We start from the raw sequence: 16,057 nt of genomic DNA, 5'->3' as shown, positions 1-16,057 counted from the left end.
TGCTGCCGCAACTGGAGAGGGACGAGGAGCGTGCATACGAGGCGCCGCAGGGCGACGTCGAACAAGCTCTCTCGGACGTATGGGTAGCCTTGCTGAAGGTGGATCGCGTGGGCCGCAACGACCACTTCTTTTCCATGGGAGGAGATTCGCTGTTGGCGATGCGATTTGCCAGTCAATGCCGTAAGGCCGGCTTGCCCATTGCGGTGCGTGACATTTTTGTGGCGCCAACGATTCAAATGCTTGCCGTTCGCGTTATCAATTCCCGTGTTGCTGTTATCCAGGAAGAATAAATAGGACCATCTTTGTATGTTGAAATCAATATTGCTTGGCCGTCGCCGGAGGCTTTTCTTGTGCGCTTTGCTGTGCGCTAGTCCTGCAACAGTCTACGTGCTGTTACTGGACTTCCTGAAGAGGCGGATGAAGGGTAGGACAATTCTTCGCTTCCGGGATGGATTGTGGCGTATTGGATGTCCGCCATTTTCACTGATGTGGTCGCTTCAGTGCGCGCCGCGCTATCGCATATCGAACTTTCCGAGCTCGACCTCTATGCCGTCAATATGCCGACTGACGCACGACAATAATTTTGCAAACAACCCGACGCAGGCCACCTGATTTGCGTCGCACTTAAGGAAATGATATGACTATGCTAAATGGAATTTTTACGCCGTCCCCACGCCCGAAGGCATCGTTTCGTTTATTCTGCCTACCCTATGCGGGAGGCAGTTCAAGCACTTACTTGAATTGGCAAAAAAATCTCGATGCGCATGTGGAACTGGTGTGTGTCGAGCCGCCAGGACGCGGCACTCGATTCGATGAGGCGCCTATTGATCGCGTTGATCGCCTGGTGGAGTTGTTGAGTGCTGAAATGCAATCCTGGCTCGACCGGCCGTTTGGCATCTTTGGACATAGCAACGGCGCTCTTGTCGGTTTTGAGCTTGCCCGCCGGCTGCAGGGGATGGGGAAAAGTCCGGCTATCTTCTTCGCATCGGCCAAGAAGGCGCCATCCCGCTTGGAGGAAGCGCGCTTGCATGTCATGTCCGATGCGGAGCTGATTGAGGAGCTGCGAATTAGTGGCGATACGCCAGATGAATTTTTTGAAACACCCGAATTGATCGATCTGTTTCTGCCCCCGTTGCGAGCCGACTTTGCGCTGAGCGAAACGTATGTGTATGCTCCGGGCCCCTTGCTGTCGGGCGAATTGGTGATGCTTTCCGGATCGGACGATGAGACCATGACACGGCAGGACCGTAGTGCGTGGTCGCACGAATTCACTGGAGAGCAAAGCTGGTGCGAAATCCCGGGCGGCCACTTCTTCATCGAAGAAAGCCAGAAGCACGTATTTGACGCGCTCAATAAATCGCTATCGGCGTTCCATGCGGCACCGAATCTACCCTAAATTTTGGAACACTCCTATTTTTTGGTAAACTTTGCCACTCATGGCGCTTTACGGGCTGGAGGCTAAGTTCGAAAAATGTCGAATGTCGACATTCATCGGCTCACGATATAGGACGCTGATGCGCTCGCGGCTGTCGGCCGCGCGCGCGTCGGCCAGTGAATTTGTTGGAGGGAGAGTGGGAATGCAGTTGATGCAACAAGAGCAGTTACTGCAACAAAGCCAAACGGCTTTTGACGCCTACTATGACGCGCTGGGCGCCTCGCTGGTGAATTTTGTCGAGCGCCTGGGCATCCAGCCCGCGCACGAAGTACTGACCAACGCGGCCGAGTACCTGCCGTACATCGACGCGGCCATGCGCACCATCGTCATCCGCGACGAGAGCTGGCAGTGGGTAAAAACCATGCTCGGCTACTTTATCGGCGAATACTTCGTGCAAGGCCATGCGGGCTGCTGGTATGTGGAAACGCGGGCGGAATCGCCGCATTTCTGCCGCACCATGGTGGGGGGCTTTGAACATGGCTTGCCGCTCGACGCGGCCATCGATCCGGAACAGCTGGCGCTCGATTTCCTGGCCCAGGCGGTGCCGCGCGAGCTGGCGAAACTCATTGAAGTTACGCAAGCCAGGCTGTGCTGACGCCTGGCCGTTTGGCATGCGTGGCAGCCACTGCCACGCATTGATTTTCACACCTTAAAACTCTTCCCACTCGCCTTCGGCAGGCGCCGTGGCCTTGCTGCTGGCGCGCGTCGGGGGCAGGCGCAGGGCAGGGGTGTTGGCCTTGCGGGCTGGCGCGGCAGGGGCTGTCGCTGCCGGCGCGCTGCGCTGGGCGGTTTTCACGCTGAAACGGTCGGTGGCCGCCGCATTGGCATCGAGGCGGAAGACGCTGACCACCTGCGCCAGTTCGCTCGCCTGTTCCTGCATCGCTTCGGCCGCCGCCGAGGCTTCTTCCACCAGGGCTGCATTTTGCTGGGTCACCTGGTCCATTTCGGAAATGGCCTGGTTGACTTGCTCGATGCCCGCGCTCTGCTCTTCGCTGGCGTTGCTGATTTCGCTCATGATGGAGGTCACGAAGCCGATGCTTTGCACGATTTCTTCCATCGTCTTGCCGGCCTTGTCGACCAGGTCCGTGCCCACGTCGACTTTTTGCACGGAGTCGTCGATCAAACCCTTGATCTCTTTCGCCGCCGCTGCCGAACGCTGTGCCAGGTTGCGCACTTCCGTGGCGACCACGGCAAAGCCGCGGCCCTGTTCACCGGCGCGTGCCGCTTCCACGGCCGCGTTCAGGGCCAGGATGTTGGTCTGGAAGGCGATGCCGTCGATGACAGAGATAATATCGACGATTTTCTTCGACGAAGTATTGATCTCGCCCATGGTGGCGACCACTTCGGCTACCACGGCGCCGCCGCGGCTGGCGATGCCGGCTGCGTCGCCGGCCAGTTTATTTGCCTGGCGCGCATTGTCGGCATTCTGTTTCACGGTCGAGGTCAGTTCTTCCATCGACGAGGCCGTTTCTTCCAGTGAACTGGCTTGCTGTTCCGTGCGCGACGACAGGTCCTGGTTGCCGGCGGCGATTTCCGCGGAGGCCGTGGCGATGGTGTCGGTGCCGCTGCGTACCTGGCCCACGATGCCGACGAGGCTGTCGTTCATGGTTTTCAGGGCGTGCATCAGCTGGCCCGTTTCATCGCGGCCTTGCGCCGTGATGACGCTGCTCAGGTCGCCCGCTGCCACGGTTTCCGCCACTTTCACGGCGGCGCGGATGGGGCCGGTGATCGAACGCGTGATCCACCAGGCGAAACCGATGCCCATCAGCACGGCCAGCACGCCCATGGTGATCAGGAAGATGCGGGTGCCGCTGTAGGCTTCGATGATGCTGGCGCCGACGCCGTCGGCCGCCTTGATCTGCATGCCGGCAAAGCGTTTTACTTCGGCCAGGTAGGCTACGGTGATCGGCGCGACTTCCTTGTCGAACACGATCTTGGCGCCCGCCACGTCGCCGTCGGCCTTCATCTTGAAGGCGCGTGCGCGCGTCGTCACGTAGTCGGTGCGCACCTTGCGCACGACCTTGAATTGCTCGATCACGGCCGGGTTGAGCAAGGACGCGATGATGTCGTCCTGCAGCTTGCTGGAACGCTCCGCATCGACTTTCAAGTCTTCCTCGATCTTGGCGCGCACGACAGGATCGGTGATTTCAAACGAGGCGACGCCGCGCACGCTGTTGAGTTCAATGATCTTCGACCATTCGGCCACCATGCGCTGGTTCTTGATGCTGGTATTGATGAGGCGGTAAGTCAGGTCGCTGGCCGTTTGCATGCGCACGAGGGCGGTGATGGTCAAGGCGGCAAGCAACAGCAATACGACAGCAAAGCCGACGCCAAGGCGGCTGCCGATGTTCAGGTTTTTCATGTAATTCCTAACAGTTTAATAGTCATGATCGCCGCCGCCAGCAGGGGCGGACAGGCGCCGCAAGGCGCAGGGGATCGGGGTCTTCGGGTGCCGCGTGATGGCTGTGCGGCGCGCCACGCTGAGCGTGGCGATGGAGGTAAAGCAAGGGGCATATCGGTCAGGCTGACCGCTGCCTAGCAAGCCGCAAGTATAGCATTGACGCAGAGAAATAGTTTTTCAAAGCAATTTTAATTGTTTTTTGATATTGATTTCCTGTTGTGTTTTTACGTCAAGTACCTAGTCCATAAGTACTATCACTTACATTTCGCCTTACTTTTCCCATCGTTGGCTGATAAAATACTAATGATAATCATTCGTATTAAAACATCGACCAGGGAATTGTATGCAGCAACAGCGCAAGCCAGGATGTAAACCGATCACCATCGCCGTACTGGGCGCCTTGACCTTGGGCGCCACGCCATTGGCGGCATGGGCACAGGAAAGCTTGCCCGCCGTCACCGTGACGGCCTCGAAGGACAAGGATGGCTATGTCGCCGCCACCTCCGCCAGCGGCACCAAGACGGAAATGGCCTTGCGCGACGTGCCGCAGACGATCAATGTGGTGCCGGCCGCCGTCATCCGCGACCAGAACGCCATGTCGATCCAGGACATCATGAAGAATATCCCTGGCGTGGGCTTGTCGACGGGCGATGGCCAGCGCGACCAGGTATTCATCCGCGGTTTCACGGCCATCGGCGACCAGTTCGTCGACGGCTTCCGCGATGACGCGCTGTATTTCCGCGACCTGTCGAACGTGGAGCGCCTGGAAGTGATCAAGGGACCGGCCGCCGTGCTGTACGGCCGCGGTTCCTCGGGCGGCCTGGTCAACCGCATCACCAAAAAACCGGGTATCGATATCACGGACGTGGCCCTGAGCCTGACGAACACGAAAGGGCGTCGCGGCGAAGTCGACGTGGGCCGTGTCGGAGAGACGGTGGACTGGCGTTTCACGGGCGCGCGCGAGTTGTCAGACAGCTACCGCGACCAGCAATTCATCAACCGCACGGCGCTGGCGCCTTCCGTGGCCATCCGCCTCTCCGGCGCCACCAAGCTGCTGCTGCAGGGTGACTACCTAGAAGACCGCCGCCTGACGGACTTCGGCATCCCGTCCTACCACGGCCGTCCCGTCGCCGTCGATGCGGGCACCTATTATGGCGCCGCGAATGCACGCGATGCGGACTTCAGCCAGTCGCGCGTGGTCTCCACGGCCGCCACCCTGACGCACAAGTTCAGCGATAGCTTGTCGCTGCGCAATGCCTTCCGCTACTACGACTATCACCTGGACCGCAACAACACGAATATTTCCGGCAACGTCAACGAAGTCAAGGGCACGATGAGCCTGGGCCACGCCAAGCTGAACCGCGACGAGAGCGGCTGGTTCAACCAGACGGAACTGACACAAAAGCTGGTCACGGGCACCTTGCGCCACGAAGTGCTGTACGGCGCCGAATTCGGCAAGCAAAACAAGGATGCCAACAGTTGGGCCGCCATCGCTGTAACGACACCTGCGAAGCCCGTGTCGATCTTCAATCCTGTTCTGCCCGTCGTCGATCGCAGCAAGCTGGGCGCGCGCAGTGATACCTTCGGTACCTACGACACGGCCGCCGCCTATGTGCAGGACGCCATCAGCTTCAGCGACGAGTGGAAGGCGCTGGCCGGCTTGCGCTACGACCGCTACAAGCAGCAGTCGCGCCTGGCCAATGCGCTGGGCGTGACGACGGCGGATTTGTCGCGCACGGATTCGGCCTACAGCCCCCGCGCCGGCCTCGTCTGGCAACCGAGCGCCGTGCAATCGTACTACGCGTCGTGGAGCCGCTCCTTCCAGCCGAGCGGCGAGAACTTCGCCCTGGCCGCCAACAATGCCGACCTGGCGCCGGAAACCACGCGCAACACGGAAGTGGGCGCCAAGTATGACCTGTGGGGCGGCCGCGCGAATGCCACCGTGTCGCTGTTCCGCCTGGAACGCGACAATATCAAGACCAGCGACCCGATCACGAACCGCATCGTGCCCGTCGGCACGCAACGCACGGACGGCCTGGAACTGACCTTCAACGCGGACTTGCATGACGGCTGGAAAATGATGGCAGGCTACGCTTACCTGGACGCCACCATTACCGATTCCATCGCCGTCGACCGCAGCGTGAATGCGCCGGGCACGACGACGGCCAGTTCCGTCGCCATCAAGGGCAAGCGCGCCACTTTGACGGCGCGCAACACGGCCAATCTGTGGCTGACCAAGGACCTGGGCCACGGCTTCACCGTGGGCGGCGGCGCGAATGCCGTGGGCAGCCGCTTCGCCAATCCGGGCAACACCGTCGTGCTGCCAGGCTACGTGACGGCCGACGCCATGGCCGCGTACCGCACGGGCCGCTATGAAGTGCAGCTCAACGTCAACAATATTGGCGACACGCGCTACATCGTGTCGGGCCACGGTTCCAGCCCGAACCTGAGCTTGCCGGGCGCGCCGCGCAATGTGGCGCTGACCTTGCGCTACAGCCTGTAATTTTTATCGTTTCCTCAAAACCCGCTCGCGAGCGGGTTTTTTCATGGGCGGGCGCTGCGCGGGATCGGGGTTGGCAGGCTGGCATTGTTTAGAGGAACTGTTCGGTACCGATAAAATAATGTTGACTATGTGGAATTTTTTCCGGCGGACTAAGCCTTGTCGGAGTTTGAGGGGTAAAATACTGTCATACGGCACAGGCATGGTGCTTATATCTTAGTGATATGACACGACCACGACGCCGTATGACTTTTATTTACTCACATCATAGAGGCCTGAATATGGTTCAGATGTCCAGGCGCCAGTTCCTCCGGGTAACTGGCGCGACCATTGCTGGTTCCAGCCTCGCCCTGCTCGGTTTCGCACCGGGCCAGGCGATGGCGGAAGTGCGGCAATACAAGCTGTCTCGCACCACCGAGACACGCAATACCTGTCCCTACTGTTCGGTAGGATGTGGCGTCCTGCTGTATGGACTGGGCGACGGCGCGAAAAATGCCGTCTCCAGCATCATCCACGTGGAAGGCGATGCCGATCACCCGGTGAACCGCGGCACCCTGTGTCCGAAAGGCGCCAGCCTGGTCGACTTCATCCACAGCCCGAACCGCCTGAAAGTGCCCGAGTACCGCGCACCGGGCGGCACGGAATGGCAACCGATCTCCTGGGATGTGGCGCTCGACAAGATCGCGCGCCTGATGAAGGATGACCGCGATGCCAACCTGATCGAAAAGAATGCCGACGGCAAGACCGTCAACCGCTGGCTCTCCACCGGCATGCTTGCCGCGTCCGCCGGCAGCAACGAGGTCGGGTATCTGACCCACAAGACAGTGCGCAGCATGGGGATGCTGACCTTTGATAATCAGGCGCGTGTATGACACGGACCGACGGTGGCAGGTCTTGCCCCGACGTTTGGCCGTGGCGCGATGACGAATCATTGGGTCGATATCAAGAATGCCGACGTGATCCTGGTCATGGGCGGCAATGCAGCAGAAGCACATCCTTGCGGATTCAAATGGGTAACGGAAGCGAAGGCGCATAACAAGGCCAAGCTGATCGTTGTCGATCCGCGTTTTACCCGTACCGCATCCGTGGCAGATTACTACTGCGCCACGCGTACCGGCACGGACATCGTCTTCCTCGGCGCGATCATCAATTATCTGCTGACGAACGACAAGATCCAGCATGAGTACGTGCGCAACTACACGGACATGCCCTTCATCGTGCGCGAAGACTATGCGTTCGAGGACGGCCTGTTCTCGGGTTTCGACAAGGAAAAAGGCAAGTACACCGACAAGGCCACCTGGGATTACGAGATCGGCGAAGACGGCTACGCCAAGGTCGACCCGACCCTGGAACACCCGCGCTGCGTCTACCAGATGATGAAGAAGCACTACTCGCGCTACACGACCGAAATGGTCGAACGTACGTGCGGCGTGTCGGCCGACAAGTTCCACAAGGTGGCGGAAGCCCTGGCTTCGACCGCCGTGCCGGGACGCGCCGGTACCATCCTGTACGCGCTGGGCTGGACGCACCATTCGACGGGCGCGCAAACCATCCGCACGGGCGCCATGGTGCAGTTGTTGCTGGGCAATATGGGCATCGCGGGCGGCGGCATGAACGCCTTGCGCGGCCACTCGAACATCCAGGGCTTGACCGATCTGGGCCTGATGTCGAACCTGTTGCCAGGTTACATGACCTTGCCGAACGAGGGCGAGCAGGATTTCGACGCCTATATCGCCGCGCGTGCCACCAAGCCGCTGCGTCCGAACCAGCTCAGCTACTGGAGCAATTACCGCAAATTCCACGTCAGCTTCATGAAGACGTGGTGGGGTGATTTCGCCACGGCGGAGAACAACTACGCCTTCGACTACCTGCCGAAACTCGACAAGCCGTATGACTTGATGCAAGCCATCGAGAACATGCACCAAGGCAAGATGACGGGTTATATCTGCCAGGGCTTCAATGTGCTGGCGTCCGCGCCGAACAAGCAGAAGGTCACGGAAGCGCTGTCGAAGCTGAAGTTCCTCGTCATCATGGATCCGCTGGCCGTGGAAACGGGCGAATTCTGGAAGGCGCACGGGCAGTACCACGAAGTCGATCCCACCAAGATCATGACGGAAGTGTTCCGCTTGCCGACCAGCTGCTTCGCCGAAGAACGCGGTTCGCTGGTGAGCTCTTCACGCGTGCTGCAATGGCACTGGCAGGCGGCCGAACCGCCGGGCCAGGCGCGCAGCGACCTGGAGATCATGTCGGGCCTGTTCTTGCGCATGCGCAGCATGTACAAGAAAGAGGGCGGCAAGTTCCCCGATCCGATTCTCAACCTGACGTGGAATTATGCGCAGCCGCATAACCCGCAGCCGGAAGAAATCGCCCGCGAATTCAACGGCAAGGCGCTGGCCGACTTGTACGATCCGAAGGATGCGACCAAGCTGCTGGTGAAGAAGGGCGAGCAGCTGGCCTCGTTTGCGCAATTGCGCGACGACGGCACAACCACCAGCGGTTGCTGGATCTTCGCCGGCAGCTGGACGCAGGCGGGCAACCAGATGGGACGGCGCGACAATAGCGACCCGACGGGCATCGGCCAGACCCTGGGCTGGGCGTGGGCGTGGCCGGCCAACCGCCGCGTGCTGTACAACCGCGCTTCGTGCGACTTGAAGGGCAAGCCTTTCGACCCGACCCGCAAGCTGATCGAGTGGAATGGGACGAACTGGAGCGGGGCTGATATTCCCGACTTCAAGGTCGACGAACCGCCGGAAAACGGCATGGGTCCGTTCATCATGCTGGGCGAGGGCGTGGCGCGCTTCTTTGCGCGCGGCGCCATGGCCGAAGGACCGTTCCCCGAGCATTACGAGCCGTTCGAAAATCCGCTGGGCTACAACCCCATGCATCCGAAAAACCCGCAGGCGACCAGCAATCCGGCCGCGCGCGTGTTCGCAGATGACCGGAAAATGTTCGGCACGCACGAGGAATATCCGCATGTGGCCACCAGCTACCGCCTGACCGAGCATTTCCATTACTGGACCAAGCATGCGCGCCTGAATGCCATCATCCAGCCGCAGCAATTCGTTGAAATCGGCGAAGAGCTGGCCAAGAGCATCGGTGTCGTTGCCGGCGGTGAAGTGCGCGTCAGTTCCAAGCGGGGCCACATCATCGCCAAGGCCGTCGTCACCAAGCGCATCAAGGCGTTGACGATCGAGGGCAAGCAGGTGCATACCGTGGGCCTGCCGCTGCACTGGGGCTTTACGGGCGTGGCCAAGCCGGGGTATCTGATCAATACCTTGACGCCGGGCGTGGGGGATGCGAATTCGCAAACGCCGGAATTCAAGTCCTTCCTCGTGAAGGTGGAAAAAGCATGATGGGAGCTCAATAATGGCACTGCAATCCTTAGATATCCGGCGCCTGTCGGCTACCACGGTAACGCCGCCGCAAGCGCGCAGCCCGGTGACGGGCACCGTGGCCAAGCTGATCGATGTGTCGAAATGCATCGGCTGCAAGGCTTGCCAGACGGCGTGCATGGAATGGAACGACTTGCGTGACGAAGTCGGCGAAAACCATGGCACCTATGACAATCCGACGGACCTGACGCCGCAATCGTGGACGGTGATGCGTTTTGCCGAACACGAAAACAACGACGGCAACCTCGAGTGGCTGATCCGCAAGGATGGCTGCATGCACTGCGAGGACCCGGGCTGTCTGAAAGCCTGTCCGGCGCCGGGCGCCATCGTGCAGTACACGAACGGCATCGTGGACTTCCATCAGGAAAACTGCATCGGTTGCGGCTACTGCGTGGCCGGCTGTCCTTTCGACGTGCCCCGCATTTCGAAAAAGGACGACCGCGCTTACAAGTGCACACTTTGCTCGGACCGCGTCGCAGTGGGCCAGGAACCTGCCTGCGTGAAAACGTGCCCGACGGGCGCCATCGTGTTCGGCACCAAGGAAGACATGAAGGTGCATGCGGAAGAGCGCATCGTCGACCTGAAGTCGCGCGGTTTCGAGAACGCGGGCCTGTACGATCCGCTGGGCGTGGGCGGCACGCACGTGATGTACGTGCTGCATCATGCCGACAAGCCGAAGCTGTATTCGAACTTGCCGGAACGTCCGCGCATCAGCCCGATGGTGGGCTTCTGGAAGGGCTGGTCCAAGCCGCTGGCGGTGGCCGGCATGGCCGCCACGGCCCTGGCAGGCTTCTTCCATTACACGCGTGTCGGTCCGAACGAAGTGAGCAAGGACGAAGAGCACGAAGCGCTGGAAGAGGCCAAGCGCATCAAGGAGGAACAGCATGAATCCTAGTGAACATCACGATGGCAAGCTGCGCGACAAGGATGGCAACCCGCTGATTCAGCGCTACGCTCCCAACGAGCGCACGAATCACTGGGTGACCGCCGTCACCTTCGTCATGCTGGCCCTGTCCGGCCTGGCCATGTTCCATCCCTCGATGGCGTGGCTGGCGAACCTGTTTGGCGGCGGACAATGGACGCGCATCCTGCATCCGTTCGCCGGCCTGGTGATGTTCGTCTCGTTCGCGATCCTCGTGGTGCGCTTCTGGCACCACAACAAGTTCGAGGACGGCGACAAGCAGTGGCTGAAACAGATGGACGACGTGCTCAACAACCGCGAAGAAAAGCTTCCGAAGATCGGCAAATACAATGCCGGCCAGAAGATCCTGTTCTTCGTGCTGCTGGCTTGCATGGTGGGCTTGCTGCTGTCGGGCATCGTGATCTGGCGCGCGTATTTCGCGTTCTACTTCCCGATCCCCGTCATCCGCGCGGCCGCCTTGCTGCACGCCGTGTGCGCGTTCGGCATCATCTGCGCCATCATCGTGCACATCTATGCAGCCCTGTGGGTCAAGGGCTCGATCGGCGCCATGGTGCGCGGCACCGTCACTTACGGCTGGGCGCGCAAGCACCATCCGAAGTGGTTTGAGGCGGTCGTTCGCAACAGCAAAGACTGACGGTTTTTTGCTTAATTAGCCCAAGTGCAAGAGCTGGGGTCAGACCCGACGGGTCTGACCCCGGTTTTCCTTTGCGGCTTGCGCTGCACCATATCGATTAGAATACTTTACAGCCCCCTTTTTTGATGGGAAAACTCCATTGGTACAACGCATTCTTCAGCCAGGCGAAATCGAAGGCCTGGACCACAACGCGATTCCGCGCCTGCTGCTGCCGCAGCCTGACAGCCTGTTCAAGGCACGCGCCTTGCGCTTGCGCGAACTGGCGCAGGGGAAAATCAAGGGCATCCCCGTCGACGCGGGCATGCAGGGTTACCTGGTGCTGATGGCCGCGCTGGCCGACGCGCAGGCCGCCGTGGTGGGAAAACTGGCGCCCGGCGCCGTGCCGGCCGCCAACCCCGATGCGCTGCGCCGCGCCATCCAGCACCGCATGCCGGTGCTGCCCGTCAGCGGCGCCCGTCCGCCCGTCTGGCGCGACATTTTCGCCAGCCTGCTCGATGAACTGGCCGCCACGGCGGCAAACCAGCCGGCCCTGTCGGGCGGCCTGACGCAGGTACTGGCGCAATTGCGTGCCCTCGACGCGCCAGCGTTGGACGCCTGCGCCGACGCCGTGCTCGATGAAAACGGCGACAACCTCAATCCCATGCATGCGCCATTCGTCGCCGCCGCCCTGCAAATCCTGTGGTCGGTGTCGGCCAGCGAATTGCGCGCCGCGCGCGTGCCGGACCTGGAAACGGGCACCCTGTGTCCCGTCTGCGGTTCGCACCCCGTCGCCAGCGTGATCCGCATCGGCGGCCAGTCGCAGGGTTACCGCTACCTGCACTGCGGCATTTGCGAAAGCGAATGGCATATGGTGCGCGTGAAGTGCTCGACCTGCGAACAGAATGGCAAGATCGCTTACCAGGGCCTGGACGCGGCCGACGCAAAGCCGTTCGACCCGGTGACGGCGAAGGACGACAAATTGCCCAACAAGGCGAACGATCCGAAGAAGGTGGCGCGCGCGGAAACCTGCGACGATTGCCATACCTATCGAAAAGTCTTCAACCAGGAACATGATTACAACGTCGAGCCCCTGGCCGACGACCTGGCCAGCCTGATGCTCGACCTGCTGGTGGGTGAGGCGGGTTACCAGCGCGCCAGCGGCAATCCGTTGCTGTGGCTGGGAAAGAATGAAAACAGCGAGGGCCAGCAGTCATGACGACGGGGCAAACCGTGCGCCTGCCGTCGGTAGACCGCATCCTGGGCGACGCGGCTTGCCTGGCCCTGATAGCACACTACGGCCGCGTGCAGACCCTGGCCTGCGCGCGCGCCGTGCTGGCCGAACTGCGCACGGCCATGCTGGCGGGCGCAGTGTTTGGTGAATTCGATGAGGAGGACGCATCGATTGCCGCCATCGCCGCGCAAATGGGCGAACGGCTGCAGGCGCAAGCGCGCTCGCAGCTGCGCGCCGTCTTCAACCTGACGGGCACCGTGCTGCACACGAACCTGGGCCGCGCGCTGCTGCCCGACGCTGCGGTGCAAGCCGTGGTGGAAGCGCTGCAGTGGCCGATGAATCTGGAATTCGACCTGGAAACGGGCAAGCGCGGCGACCGCGACGACCTGGTCGAGGAATTGCTGCGCGAACTGACGGGGGCCGAAGCTGCCACCATCGTCAACAACAATGCGGCCGCCGTGCTGTTGATGCTCAATACCCTGGCGCAGAATAAAGAGGTCATCGTCTCACGCGGCGAACTCGTGGAAATCGGCGGCGCTTTCCGCATCCCCGATGTGATGACGCGCGCGGGCGCCGTGCTGCGCGAAGTGGGCAGCACCAACCGCACCCACCTGGCCGACTATGCGAACGGGATCAGCGAGCATACCAGCCTGCTGATGAAGGTCCATTGCAGCAATTACGCCATTACGGGTTTCACGAAAAGCGTGGAACTCGACGAACTCGTGCCGCTGGCAGCAAAACATGCAATTCCCACGGCGGTGGACCTGGGCAGCGGCACCCTGGTCGACCTGGCGCAATATGGCTTGCCGCATGAAACGACGGTGCGCGAAACGATAGCGGCGGGTGCCGATCTGGTCACTTTCAGTGGCGACAAACTGCTGGGCGGGCCGCAATGCGGCGTCATCGTCGGGCGTGCCGATCTGATCGCGAAGATCAAGCGCAATCCATTGAAACGCGCACTGCGGGTCGGCAAGCTGACCCTGGCCGCACTGGCCCCCGTGCTGCAGCTGTACCGCGCGCCGGATTTGCTGGCCGAACGGTTGACCACGTTGCGTTTGCTGACGCGTCCCACCGCTGCCATGCGCACGCAGGCGGAAACCCTGCTGCCGCTGCTGCAAAGCGCGCTGGGCTTACAGTACGTGGTGACGGCTGAATCCATGAAAAGCCAGATCGGCAGCGGCGCCTTGCCCGTCGACCAGTTGCCCAGCTTTGGCCTGGCCATCCGCAGCGCGCCCGGTTCGCACCTGAGCAATCCCCTGGGCGTGCTGGAACAGCGTTTGCGTGCCTTGCCGTGCCCCGTGATCGGGCGTATCGGGCAAGACACCCTGTGGCTCGATTTGCGCTGCCTGGAAGCGGCGCACGAGACGGCCTTCATCGCGCAGCTCGCTGAGTTGACGGCATGATCGTCGGCACCGCGGGCCATATCGACCATGGCAAGACGACCCTCACGCGCGCACTGACTGGCGTGCACACGGACCGCCTGAAGGAAGAGCAGGCGCGCGGCATCTCGATTGAACTTGGTTACGCCTATCTGCCGCTGGCGGATGGCACGGTGCTGGGCGTGATCGACGTGCCCGGCCACGAAAAATTCATCCGCACCATGGCTTCCGGCGTGACGGGCATCGATTTCGCCTTGCTCGTGGTGGCGGCCGACGATGGCGTCATGCCGCAGACGCACGAGCACCTGGCCATCTTGCAGCTGCTGGGCGTGGCGCGCGGCGCCGTGGCGCTGACCAAGATCGACCGCGCCGACAGCGCCCGCGTGGCGCAGGTGGAAGCGGATATCGAAGCGCTGCTGGCTGGCACGCCGCTGGCGGGTAGCCCGATTTTCCCCACCGCCGCGAATCGCGACAACGATGCCGGCGTGGCCGCCTTGCTGGCGCACCTGACCCACGTGGCGCGCAGCTTGCCGCAACGCGACGAGCGGCGCTTGTTCCGCCTCGGCGTGGACCGCGTGTTCACCCTGTCGGGGCAGGGCACCATCGTTACCGGCACGGCGCTGGCGGGACGCGCGCGGGTGGGCGACATGCTGCAACTGGCGCCCGGCGATGCACAGGCGCGCGTGCGCAGCATCCATGCGCAGAACCGCGCGGCCGAGGTGGGCATGGCGGGCCAGCGTCTGGCGCTGAACCTGGCCGGCATCGACCGCGAGCGCATCGAGCGGGGCAACTGGATCGTCGCGCCCGAACTGGCGCAGTGTTCCGAGCGCCTCGACGTGGAACTGACCCTGCTGCCCGACGCGGGCGTGCAACTGCAAGCCTGGTCGCCGCTGCACGTGCACCTGGGCGCGGCGCACCAGCTGGCGCGCGCCGTCATGCTCGATGGCGAGACCCTGTCGCCGGGGCAGACGGGCAGGGTGCAGCTGGTGTTCGACGCACCCATGCATGGCGTGCCGGGCGACCGCTTCGTCGTGCGCAATGCGCAAGCCACGCAGACGGTGGGCGGCGGCATGGTGCTCGATCCATTCGGCCCCGCGCGCAAGCGCCGCAGCCCGGCCAGGCTGGCGTGGCTCGATGCGCTGGCCACGTTCATCGCGCAGGGCGACTATGCGGCCCTGCTGGCGCAAAGTCCGCTGGGTTTGCGCGAATCGCTGCTGGTGCGCCTGTCCCTGCTGCCGGCGGCGGCCCTGGCGCTGCCGCCCGACACGCGGCGCATCGCACTGCGCGGTGGCGACGCCCTGTTGCTGGCGCCGGCGGCGTTGCTGGCGCTGGAAGCGCGCGTGCTGGCAGCATTGGAAGCCTTCCACGCGCGCGCGCCCGACGAGGCGGGGCCGGAACTGTGGCGTTTGAAACGCATCGTCGATGCCGAGATGGAAGACGCCTTGTGGAGCCACCTGGTCGAAGGCTTGCTGGCGCGTGGCGAGATACTGGCGCGCGGCGCCAGCTTGCACTTGCCGACGCACAGCGTGGAACTGACGCCGCAGGAGCAGGCGATGGCCGAGCCCTTGCTGGCAGCCTTGGAGCAGGGGCGTTCCGATCCGCCGTGGACGCGCGACCTGGCGCGCGGCTTTGGCCTGGCCGAAGACGACACGCGCCGGCTGTTGCGCAAACTTGCCAAGGCAGGGCAGATCAGCCAGGTCGTGCACGACCTGTTTTATCACCAGGCGGCGCTGGCCGAACTGGCGCAGCTGGTGCGGGAACTGGCGCAAACGGCGGAAGGGGACGCAGGATTACCGGCCGGCAATGGCGCCGTGGGCGCGGCCACGTTCCGCGACGCCAGCGGCCTGGGCCGCAAGCGGGCGATCCAGGTCTTGGAATTCTTTGACCGCGTCGGTTATACTCGCCGTGTTGGCAATGGGCATCTATTGCGCCCGCAAGCGCTGTGGTCCTATACGGCAGCCTTGCCCAGCAGCTAAGTACTTAGGCTCAGGCACCGCGGAAAGCACACTCATCCGGTGATGTGGCCGGGCTTCAAACCCGGTGGAGGGCGTCAGACGTTCTCCCGTAGGTTCGACTCCTACTGTTTTCCGCCAGTTATTCATCCTTCCCCCGCATGCTGATCGTCCCGGCGTTGGCCTGTTGCCACGTTGCGGGAAATGAATGGCTTAATTGGCAATATGCGAC

The 16,057-nt window shown here is 62.1% G+C and carries 11 protein-coding genes and 1 tRNA gene; 11 read left to right on the top strand and 1 reads right to left on the bottom strand.

Features of this window, described 5'->3' with window-relative positions:
- The 3 genes from SJI03_RS28290 to SJI03_RS28280 form a co-directional block, all read left to right on the top strand.
- Positions 1 to 290 (top strand): phosphopantetheine-binding protein (locus SJI03_RS28290; RefSeq protein ID WP_322429389.1); only part of this gene is annotated, 290 nt, incomplete at its 5' end.
- A gap of 347 nt (positions 291 to 637) precedes the next feature.
- Positions 638 to 1,396 (top strand): thioesterase II family protein, encoded by a 759-nt coding sequence (locus SJI03_RS28285; protein ID WP_099380917.1) that lies wholly within the window; start codon positions 638 to 640, stop codon positions 1,394 to 1,396.
- 181 nt (positions 1,397 to 1,577) lie between these two features.
- Positions 1,578 to 2,030: a hypothetical protein gene (locus tag SJI03_RS28280; protein ID WP_322429388.1), complete on the top strand. Its 453-nt coding sequence runs from the start codon at positions 1,578 to 1,580 to the stop codon at positions 2,028 to 2,030.
- Between the two features lie 54 nt (positions 2,031 to 2,084).
- Here the strand turns inward: SJI03_RS28280 and SJI03_RS28275 are convergent, their stop codons facing one another.
- Entirely contained in the window at positions 2,085 to 3,797 is a 1,713-nt protein-coding gene (locus SJI03_RS28275; protein ID WP_099380698.1) for a methyl-accepting chemotaxis protein, read from the bottom strand.
- Positions 3,798 to 4,179: 382 nt separating this feature from the next.
- Here SJI03_RS28275 and SJI03_RS28270 point away from each other — a divergent pair, with 382 nt between their 5' ends.
- From SJI03_RS28270 to SJI03_RS28235, 8 genes are all read left to right on the top strand, one after another.
- A complete protein-coding gene (locus tag SJI03_RS28270; protein WP_322429387.1) occupies positions 4,180 to 6,339 on the top strand; it encodes a TonB-dependent siderophore receptor in 2,160 nt (719 codons plus the stop codon).
- 278 nt (positions 6,340 to 6,617) lie between these two features.
- The gene (gene fdnG, locus SJI03_RS28265; protein WP_322429386.1) at positions 6,618 to 9,689 is read left to right on the top strand and encodes a formate dehydrogenase-N subunit alpha; all 3,072 of its coding nucleotides are present in this window, start codon (positions 6,618 to 6,620) and stop codon (positions 9,687 to 9,689) included.
- 13 nt (positions 9,690 to 9,702) lie between these two features.
- Positions 9,703 to 10,623 (top strand): formate dehydrogenase subunit beta, encoded by a 921-nt coding sequence (gene fdxH, locus SJI03_RS28260; protein WP_099380701.1) that lies wholly within the window; start codon positions 9,703 to 9,705, stop codon positions 10,621 to 10,623.
- Positions 10,613 to 11,284 carry a formate dehydrogenase subunit gamma gene (locus SJI03_RS28255; RefSeq protein WP_322429385.1) on the top strand — a complete coding sequence of 224 codons (672 nt, stop codon included), beginning with the start codon at positions 10,613 to 10,615 and terminating at the stop codon, positions 11,282 to 11,284. The genes fdxH and SJI03_RS28255 overlap by 11 nt, the downstream gene beginning before the upstream one ends.
- A gap of 139 nt (positions 11,285 to 11,423) precedes the next feature.
- Positions 11,424 to 12,479, top strand: coding sequence for a formate dehydrogenase accessory protein FdhE (gene fdhE, locus SJI03_RS28250; protein WP_322429384.1), 1,056 nt, complete (start codon positions 11,424 to 11,426; stop codon positions 12,477 to 12,479).
- A complete protein-coding gene (selA, locus tag SJI03_RS28245) occupies positions 12,476 to 13,897 on the top strand; it encodes an L-seryl-tRNA(Sec) selenium transferase (protein WP_322429383.1) in 1,422 nt (473 codons plus the stop codon). Before fdhE ends, selA begins: the two co-directional genes overlap by 4 nt.
- Positions 13,894 to 15,849: a selenocysteine-specific translation elongation factor gene (gene selB / locus SJI03_RS28240; RefSeq protein ID WP_099380705.1), complete on the top strand. Its 1,956-nt coding sequence runs from the start codon at positions 13,894 to 13,896 to the stop codon at positions 15,847 to 15,849. The genes selA and selB overlap by 4 nt, the downstream gene beginning before the upstream one ends.
- 21 nt (positions 15,850 to 15,870) lie before the next feature.
- Positions 15,871 to 15,966 (top strand) — tRNA-Sec (locus SJI03_RS28235).
- Positions 15,967 to 16,057: the final 91 nt, after the last annotated feature.

Origin of the sequence: Janthinobacterium sp. GMG1 (assembly GCF_034427795.1) — a bacterium.
Lineage (GTDB): Bacteria > Pseudomonadota > Gammaproteobacteria > Burkholderiales > Burkholderiaceae_D > Janthinobacterium.
The sequence above is the reverse complement of the archived record's forward strand: the minus strand, read 5'-3'. Positions and strand labels throughout refer to the sequence as shown.

What these genes read in the sequence shown, in the direction of transcription:
- SJI03_RS28285 (WP_099380917.1), top strand. Translation starts at nt 638, where the DNA reads ATGACTATGCTAAATGGAATTTTTACGCCGTCCCCACGCCCGAAGGCA.
- SJI03_RS28280 (WP_322429388.1), top strand. Translation starts at nt 1,578, where the DNA reads ATGCAGTTGATGCAACAAGAGCAGTTACTGCAACAAAGCCAAACGGCT.
- SJI03_RS28275 (WP_099380698.1), bottom strand. Translation starts at nt 3,797, where the DNA reads ATGAAAAACCTGAACATCGGCAGCCGCCTTGGCGTCGGCTTTGCTGTC.
- SJI03_RS28270 (WP_322429387.1), top strand. Translation starts at nt 4,180, where the DNA reads ATGCAGCAACAGCGCAAGCCAGGATGTAAACCGATCACCATCGCCGTA.
- fdxH (WP_099380701.1), top strand. Translation starts at nt 9,703, where the DNA reads ATGGCACTGCAATCCTTAGATATCCGGCGCCTGTCGGCTACCACGGTA.
- SJI03_RS28255 (WP_322429385.1), top strand. Translation starts at nt 10,613, where the DNA reads ATGAATCCTAGTGAACATCACGATGGCAAGCTGCGCGACAAGGATGGC.
- selA (WP_322429383.1), top strand. Translation starts at nt 12,476, where the DNA reads ATGACGACGGGGCAAACCGTGCGCCTGCCGTCGGTAGACCGCATCCTG.
- selB (WP_099380705.1), top strand. Translation starts at nt 13,894, where the DNA reads ATGATCGTCGGCACCGCGGGCCATATCGACCATGGCAAGACGACCCTC.